The 8087-nt window shown below is 47.2% G+C and carries 8 protein-coding genes; all 8 read left to right on the forward strand.

Annotation, left to right across the window (positions count from 1 at the left end):
* The first annotated feature begins 81 nt into the window (after positions 1 to 81).
* Positions 82 to 939 carry a hypothetical protein gene (locus QUB51_RS29655; protein WP_333264466.1) on the forward strand — a complete coding sequence of 286 codons (858 nt, stop codon included), beginning with the start codon at positions 82 to 84 and terminating at the stop codon, positions 937 to 939.
* A gap of 437 nt (positions 940 to 1376) precedes the next feature.
* A complete protein-coding gene (locus QUB51_RS29660) occupies positions 1377 to 1799 on the forward strand; it encodes a hypothetical protein (RefSeq protein ID WP_333264469.1) in 423 nt (140 codons plus the stop codon).
* Positions 1800 to 2312, forward strand: coding sequence for a hypothetical protein (locus QUB51_RS29665; RefSeq protein WP_333264471.1), 513 nt, complete (start codon positions 1800 to 1802; stop codon positions 2310 to 2312).
* The gene (locus tag QUB51_RS29670) at positions 2312 to 2515 is read left to right on the forward strand and encodes a hypothetical protein (RefSeq protein ID WP_333264473.1); all 204 of its coding nucleotides are present in this window, start codon (positions 2312 to 2314) and stop codon (positions 2513 to 2515) included. Before QUB51_RS29665 ends, QUB51_RS29670 begins: the two co-directional genes overlap by 1 nt.
* Positions 2515 to 2778: a hypothetical protein gene (locus tag QUB51_RS29675; RefSeq protein WP_333264475.1), complete on the forward strand. Its 264-nt coding sequence runs from the start codon at positions 2515 to 2517 to the stop codon at positions 2776 to 2778. Before QUB51_RS29670 ends, QUB51_RS29675 begins: the two co-directional genes overlap by 1 nt.
* A complete protein-coding gene (locus QUB51_RS29680; protein WP_333264477.1) occupies positions 2769 to 3374 on the forward strand; it encodes a hypothetical protein in 606 nt (201 codons plus the stop codon). Before QUB51_RS29675 ends, QUB51_RS29680 begins: the two co-directional genes overlap by 10 nt.
* 2 nt (positions 3375 to 3376) lie before the next feature.
* Positions 3377 to 3985 carry a hypothetical protein gene (locus QUB51_RS29685; protein WP_333264480.1) on the forward strand — a complete coding sequence of 203 codons (609 nt, stop codon included), beginning with the start codon at positions 3377 to 3379 and terminating at the stop codon, positions 3983 to 3985.
* A gap of 755 nt (positions 3986 to 4740) precedes the next feature.
* Positions 4741 to 7626, forward strand: a complete 2886-nt coding sequence (locus tag QUB51_RS29690) for a DUF3854 domain-containing protein (protein WP_333264464.1) — start codon at positions 4741 to 4743, stop codon at positions 7624 to 7626.
* The last annotated feature ends 461 nt before the right edge of the window (positions 7627 to 8087 follow it).

Raw genomic sequence — 8087 nt, forward strand, 5'->3', positions numbered from 1 at the left:
TCTATAAATGGCTAGCAAAACCCTTGACAACCGCTTATGGAAATGGTTAGATAGAGATGTCAACCATTTATGGAAACGGCAATGAACAAAGCACGGAACATATCGGGTAAGTTTGCCCCCAAGTCCGAGACACCCCGCAAAATACGATCGGTGAACTTGACTGATGATGCTTGGCAATGGCTAGCGGATACGGCGGCAAGAGTAGGGGTATCCCGAAACGACTATTTAGAAGCGCTAGCAGATGGTGCTACTCCGCTTATGGAAATGGTTAAGCCTCAAGTCTCACCGATTATAGAAACGGTAGAGACAGATGATAAGGAAACACTAGAACAACGGCATGGCGACATCTCTCCGTTTATAGAAACGGTTAGTCACGCTCTAACCACACCAGAGGAAGCTTTAGCACAAGCTGCTATTTATGGATTCACCCCAGAGGAAGCACTAGCCGATGCCCATTTTCAGATAGCTATGATTGAGGCTAATCGTGATGAGTTTGAGGATAGGCACGATGCGATAAAGCGAGAATATGCCACGCTGCGAGAATCTTTTAAAGAATTGGAGGCTGATAGAAATAGGCTCGACTGGGAAATCGGGATACACAAATCGGAGAAGCAAAAATTGCGGGATGAGCTAGAAGCCTCTCAATCCGAGTACACCAAGCTCTTAGAATCTAGCAGCGCTATTATCCACAAATCGAAAGAGGATTTAAAAATCTTGCAAACCAGACTCACGCAAGAGCGCGTCGATCGGGAAGAAGTAGAAACAGAACTCTCCGACCTAAAACAAAAATCAGCCACTGCCGGAGGATTCCCCGACTTGACCGAGAAATCCGGCGAACTCCTAAGCCTCTTCAAATCTCTGCTACCCGCTAAAGCCAAGCTACCTAATGGCCTAGTATCGAAAATCAGGAAAATATTAGAGGGAACTCAGGATGAATAAAATTGAACTTGACCGCTGCGGTAATTGGTACAGCTTCAAAGTTTGGCCGGACGGACGCGGTGAGGGCAAGCGGCGCTTTATTGATGATGAATCGAGAATACTAAACCGCTGTGAGCTCGAGCTAAAAGCGTGGCATCTAGCTTGGTGGCAACCGCGACACGAGAGAATTTCTCGCAGAATGGCACAGATAATGAAAGAGTCCTGAGCACATCGGGAAATTAGGAAGCTACCGCCCTGATTAACTTCAGGGCATCCCTCAAATTTCAACACCAGGGCGTGCGAAAACTTTACAATTGCCTGTTGACGCGGTAGCAGTATAAAGCTGTATTCTTAGAGGTAAGGAAGTTTTGATATGCCCAACTACCCAGTGCTGACAACACTGAAGTAGCTAGGTCTTCCCCAAACCGTTAACCATCAACGTTTGGAGCCTAATAAATATGACACAACGTGACGATCGCCTTTCGAGGTCGATCGCAACTCTTAATACTGATGCGGTCGGGTTTGGCAATGGCAACCGTCGCATAGACCGTTTACGGCAGCTTGCCTATGACTGTCTGCTGACTGATGAAGATGCAAGGCAGTTCGGAAAACTCACGGCAACTAAAACTTGGGAAGCGCTGCTGACCAAGCATGGGCTGGAATTCGAGCCAAAGATTCAAATCACTTCTAACACGGTAGCGACTGCTTCTAATGAAAGCCCACATCAGATTAGTTTGATGCAATGGGTTGACTTGCAGCAATTTCTGGCGCTCGCACTGGCAAGCGTAACTTTTGCTGTGCTATTTTTCTCAGTTTTTCCGAGAGTAAATTCTCTCAACTTACTTCCACAGGTAAAAATCACAATTCAGGTAGGTAAATAGATGTCACTACAGCTTCGACTATTCGGGGGCGGTAATTCCGACGGCGGGAAACTTGCCAGCACAAACGACGGCAACCACGCCATAGACAAATCTCGTGTACTCGCAGCAACCGACGCGGGTGCAATCAGTCCCACAAATCCCGGTAATTTTGGGTCTATCCGATCGATTCCCGTGGTACCGGCCCCGCGCTACTTCGATCGGGAACAAGCCGACAAACTGAAAGAGCTTGCCAAGGAAAAAACCGACGGCGCTCGACAATCTAAGCGCGCTTACTCTGCTTTGACCAAGATTGAGGAAGCGGACAAATCGGTGCATAAGTCCCACAGGAAATATGAGGGAGCGGTTGCCGAAAATGAATTAGGCAAACTGCGGGCCAACGCCGGCCTCGCTAAAAAATTACACGCGCTGCGCCCTGGTTATGCTCGCCTCGGAATGGGAATCGACAAAGCTGACAGTGATGCCCGTACTCGGATTGATGCGATTAAAGCCAAGCTGACGGGAGGGGCTAACTGATGCAAACTCAACTTTCTAAAAGCTTTACCGATGTGCACGTTCTGAGATACCAGGGCGATTTATTTTTCCGGGTTTACTCCGATAATCATCTCCCTGTATCGGTGACAGAAACACTCCAGCAACTAGAGACTGCTTACCCTGATGACTTGCAGCCTTGCACTGTCAGAGAAGTAAAAGTTTTTGTTTTTGGAGGGGCGAACTAATGAAAGCGATGTACTTGGCAAATTACTTTGTCGCCGGGTGCATCGCTTCCTCCCTTCTGGGATGGATAGCGAGTCTACATCCGATGTCATTCCGAGCGATCGCATTTTTGGTAGCAGCAAGCTTTATTCTCTGGGGGCTGTGCTGGCTGCTAGATTTTTCAATCTCTAGTTGGCTCAAAATTTCAGTGCAGAATTTACAAGCTTTGCTCCTGGCTGGCATGGCTGCGATTGCGATCGGTGCGGGGGTGTTTCTATGCAGCTAAAAATGTTTGTGCTTTCAGGCAGTGCATTGATTCTGTGGCTAGCCCCACTAACTGCACTCGATCGACGTGTTGGCTGGCACAAGTTAATTCAAGGTTTGAGCCTCGGTTCTGCGGTTGCCTGTGCGGTTTCTGCGGGTAGTATTGCGCGTCGGTTGGCAGAGGAAAATGAGATTGAGGAAATTAAAGCCCGCGCGATTAAAGCCGATGTGGTTGATGAAATCTCGACAGAGGTTTACGTTTCCCAGAAGCAACGGCAACAGGAAGCTGAACAAATTTTGGCTGGAGAGTCAGACCGAGAGGAAGCTATCGAAGCATTGAAGCGAGCTTGGCTTCTGGATTGTGAGGCAGAACCATCCGAACCCGTAGAACCGACGGTTCAACCACTGAACCAACCAGAGGACGGCGCTTTAGCGGTAGAGGAGGAAAAGTTCACCGCGCTGAACTTGACCAAAAAACAGGCTATAGAGTTGATCCAAAAGTTACGCTCTGAACTGAACCAAACCCAGACGATCGAGAAATTGTGGGAGTGCAAGAAGGGAGGGAGTGAAGCTTGGAAGCGAGCTTATGCTCAATTCAAAAGTCTGATGGAGGAATAGGGATGCTTAGTTTTACTTGGGAAAATATTTCTCAACTTCCGCAGCTACCGCTTAAATACAAAAACTTTCTCCCTGAAGAGGCGGGACTGTATTTTGTGACTATGAACGATGGGACAGAGCCAAGAATCATTTACATAGGCAGAGCTACCGATTTAAACGTTCGCTGGCAAAGACACCATAGGCAATTGGAAATGGACTTCTTAGCATCAATGGGATATCTCATCAATATCCGCTGGCTGGCTTTGACAACTACTCCCGAAATGTTTGCTCAAGCAGAGAGAAGTGCTATTCGGACATTGAAGCCTGTACTCAATGACCGCAAGGCATTGACAAAGGTAATTAGCCAACTAGAGGCAATTTCTAGCGACTCTCATCCATCACCACAAGTTCACTTTACATACCCAGAAGCACATTATGCTCCTAAGCCCATCTTGAATGCACAACCCTCTCAGAACGACAAAACTGAACGGGTGTTAGAACTCAAAGCAAAGGGATGGGGCAAGGCAAAAATCATTCTTGAAATCTGGGGAGTATCAAAAGGAGGAAGCCAAAAATATAAGGATGCTGAGGCTGAGTACAAGCGCTTAATCGGGGAGGCTGAAGAGAAGTAGAGCGCGCCTGCAGATCATGCAGATGGTTTCCTGGAACCCTATAGGGTTCTCGGTCATGCTCGCAGCTACTTTTCTGGCAGATTGCAGCGGGGGAGGACACACTCTCCCCATTCTCCCTAGAATAGCGCTGAATCCCTTGCTGTACAAGCCTCTCCACGGCACAAACTGATATGAGTTTGTGTAAATACGAGATTATACGAGGCTAGCGCTCGCAATTTGAGATTAGCCCGCCCCGCACCACACTGAGCAATAACAAGTTTTTACAAACACGCCACTACAAAAATAGAGATATAAAAGCTAAAAAGTAAAATAAACCTAGTAAGAAAACCACCGACTGTGCCAATTTTAGGGGGTGGTCTATCACTTCGTTGACTGTATTGAACTCGGATACTAAAGAAAAGTAGAGTATTTTCCCTGTCTGGGTTTAGCTCTAAATTTAGGGCTATTGACTAAAAAGACAATAAATACGGTATGTGACTTTTTTGCACTATTCAGAATGAAATTTTAAGGAAGATATAGTAAAAAATTAACCTGTTGCCAAGAAGTTACTTTTAGGCTTAAAGTATTCGTATTGCGATCGAAATACGGTAGCAATAAAAAAGAGACCGCTTTGTGGGCGGGTCTCCAGAAAAAACATAAAATTAATTTCAGTCTATCACAATGTGTTAGCGCGCTTGACAATCTCAGCAGCTAAACCTGGTTAACCCGCCCCAAAACAAAGCGGTCATAGTCGCCCCCCTCGTTAAGGAAAAACTATGACCACCCCAAATTCTGCTTTAAATTCACTTAATAGTGAGTCAATTGTATCTAATCCTGACCAATCTTGTCAAGCATTACCCGAATCTACTCAAGATTGTGCAGAAGTAGTCAAACCTACTCAAACTTACTCACCCTCAGAAGAGCACATGGTGGAATGGTGCGAGAAGTCGGGAGTATCAGAGGCGATCGCACGTAAGGCCTCCAAACCGCTAAATGACCGCAAAATCATAGCGCATCGCATCGGATGGAAAAATTATCCTGATGAGTATTCTCTGGGTTGGTGGAGTAGTGGGCTTGACTTAGTAACGATGGAGCCTCAAGCCTTCGGACAGTTTAAGCCCTACGAAAAGATTGAAATCGACGGGGAAGAACGAAAATACATCACCGACAAAGGGCACCCCTACGATGCGATCGCATTGCCGCATCCCGAAGGAGCTAAATACTGGCAACGGGTTCTAGATGATGTCTCTGTCATTGTTGACCTTGACGAGGGAACTAAAAAGGCAGCGTGTGGGATAACTTGCGGGTTCCCGTCGCTGGCACTGTGTGGCGTGGCTATGTGGCAGAGGAAAGGTGAACTTGTCCCAAACTTAGCGGCGCTTGCAGTTCCCGGTCGTATATTCCGCATCCGATTTGATATGGACGTGATAACCAAGAGACCAGTACGGCTTGAGGTTAAAAAACTTGTTAAGGCTCTAGAGGAAAGAGGCTGCACTGTTTTAGTTGCGATGTGGGATAAAGAGCTAGGCTTGAAAATTGACGATGTAAAAGTCAAGCACGGCTCGGAGATGGTACACAAAATCATGAGTGAAGCTCAACCTTATCCCCAGTGGCTCAAGAATCTAGAGGCTCAGATGAAAGAGCCAACAACTACTGAGAACGGCGACAAAAAGAAAAAGAAGGAGTTACCGCCGCCAAGTGCAATTGCTGAGGAGTTAGCAGAAATTTACCGGGATAAATTGGCGTGGGAATCCGAATATCAACTATGGCGGCATTACAGCGCTAAACACGTAGGGTTATGGGGGATTGAAACAAGCGAAACTGTCAAGGGATTAATTCACGCCCACTTGCGCTCAAAAGAATTACCAGGGTTCGCGGCCGGCTATGTCAGTTCGATCGCAACTATTCTCCAATCTGACTTAGAGGTTACTGACTGGGACGAACAAACCGGGTTAATTCCACTACGGGATGGTGTACTCAATCAACTGACGCAAGAATTGAAACCGCACAAACCGGGTTATCGGTTCACTTGGCAACTCCCTTTTAAATGGGCCGATCGCTCTGTCGGCTGCGAACCGATTAAAGAATTTTTCCTCAAAATTACTGGCGACCAAGATATTGCAAATGTGTTGCTGGCAATTTGTGCGGCCGTTGTTACCCGTCGAGCCGATTTACAGCGGTTCATAGAATTTATTGGTGGCGGCGGTACGGGCAAATCTACCTGTATGGCAATTCTCCGAGCACTTGCCGGCAGTGACAACACAGTATCGAGCCAACTCAAGCATCTTGAAAACAATCAATTTGAGACAGCCAAGTTTTACGGCAAAATTCTAGCTCTGTTTCCTGACTCCGAGCGGTGGCAAGGTGAGGTATCGGTACTCAAGCAATTGACCGGGCAAGACCCCATCCGCTACGAACGCAAGGGAGTGCAGCAGTGTAAAGACTTTATCTTTAACGGGATGGTGGTAATTTCTGCCAATGAAGCGCCAGAGAGCCGCGACCTAACAAGCGGTAATGAGCGCCGCCGACTGACTATTAATTTAGATACCCGCGTCCCAGAATATCAAGACCGAAACTTAATTAAAGAGTTTGAACCTTACTTGCCCGGGCTTCTAAAACTTGCGCTCGACATCCCACGGGAAGAAGTTACCCGACTTATCAAGCACACCGACCGGGAAGTTCCGGCGCTGGCAGCGGTGAAGTGGCGGCAACTTTGCGAAACTAATCCGATCGCCGGCTGGATGGATGAAAAAGTTATCCTCAAACCCGACGCAAAAGCATACATCGGGCAAGGTGATATTGAGGAAGCCGGCCGCTGGCTGTTTGCAAATTTCTGCAAATATCAGCAGGACAACGGGCACAGGAGTACAGCCACATTAAAATGGTTTTCCAAAAATTTGCGCGACTTGCTCAAGAATCAGATGAAGGCCGCAGTCACCGAGCACCGCGATCGAGATGGCAATTACATCCAGGGAATAGGGCTGCGATGTTTGCTCGATCCGGGTAATGTTTACCCTCGCTCAGTCACCAAAATGCCGTTTTGTGATGGATTGATGCTGGATGGTGACGGATTGATGCTGGCTGAAAGCACTGGTAGTGCTGGATTTGCTGGATATGCTGGATTTTCTGAAAATCCGCAGAGATTAGAAAATTTCCAAGAAAAAACTCCCCCCGAAATTCCCAAAAATTCAACTTGCCCTGTGGATAGTGGCGAAAATCCAGCAAATCCAGCATACCCAGCACCAGTAAAGGGTTCTGCCAGCACAAATCCATCACAGAGTCCTGAAAATCCATCACAACTCCCCCCAACTCCCGCAGAAATTGCCAGCGGGTTAGCTGATGAGATGCGGAAAGCGATCGCAAACATTGACCGCTCGCTGGCACGGGAAGTTTGGAAGAAGGTACTAAACTCTCTGGCAGAAAAGGAAGCTTTAAAAGCAGAGTTGACTGAGGATGAGAATTTGAGCGTCCGACTGTTGCTCAATGTTGGGCTTGTGAAGGGCCAGCGGGTACGTTATGTCGGGACTAAGTGGGCGGAACAGTTGGACGGGATGGAATTAATAGTTGACGACTTACGCAACCGGAACGGCATCCCTTGCGTTAAACCCGATGGGAGTTACACCACAGACTTAAACAGGGAGGATTTGCAAGCGATTGACTAGAACTCCGAGGCTAGGTCAGGATACCAATTGTTTTGACCTAGCCGCCGATCGCAAAACTCGCAGCTAAAATCTAAAATCTAAAATCCAAAATCCAACGCCAGGAGCCGGGAAGTGCAGAGTAAATAAACCGCTCGAATCTTTACTCTGTTGAGTTCGGGGACAAAACCGCACTTCTAAGCCTCGGTTAGTGGCAAATAACTCAGTAAAGGAATCAAAGTAAACTATGCTTCGGGTGAGATGAGTTAATTTACCGATTCCTTTCTAGAATCCCTCAATCCCTCAATTCCGAGATTCCGAGATTCTAGCTACATCGCGCAAATTGCAGCCACGGGAATGGTGTGCACTTTTTGTTTTGCTGTGTGCCAATGTCAATAGGGAGCCGTTTCTATAAATGGCTAGCAAAACCCTTGACAACCGCTTATGGAAATGGTTAGATAGAGATGTCAACCATTTATGGAAAC

The sequence above is a fragment of the Microcoleus sp. AT8-A3 genome (assembly GCF_036705675.1).
Classification (GTDB): Bacteria; Cyanobacteriota; Cyanobacteriia; order Cyanobacteriales; family Microcoleaceae; genus Microcoleus.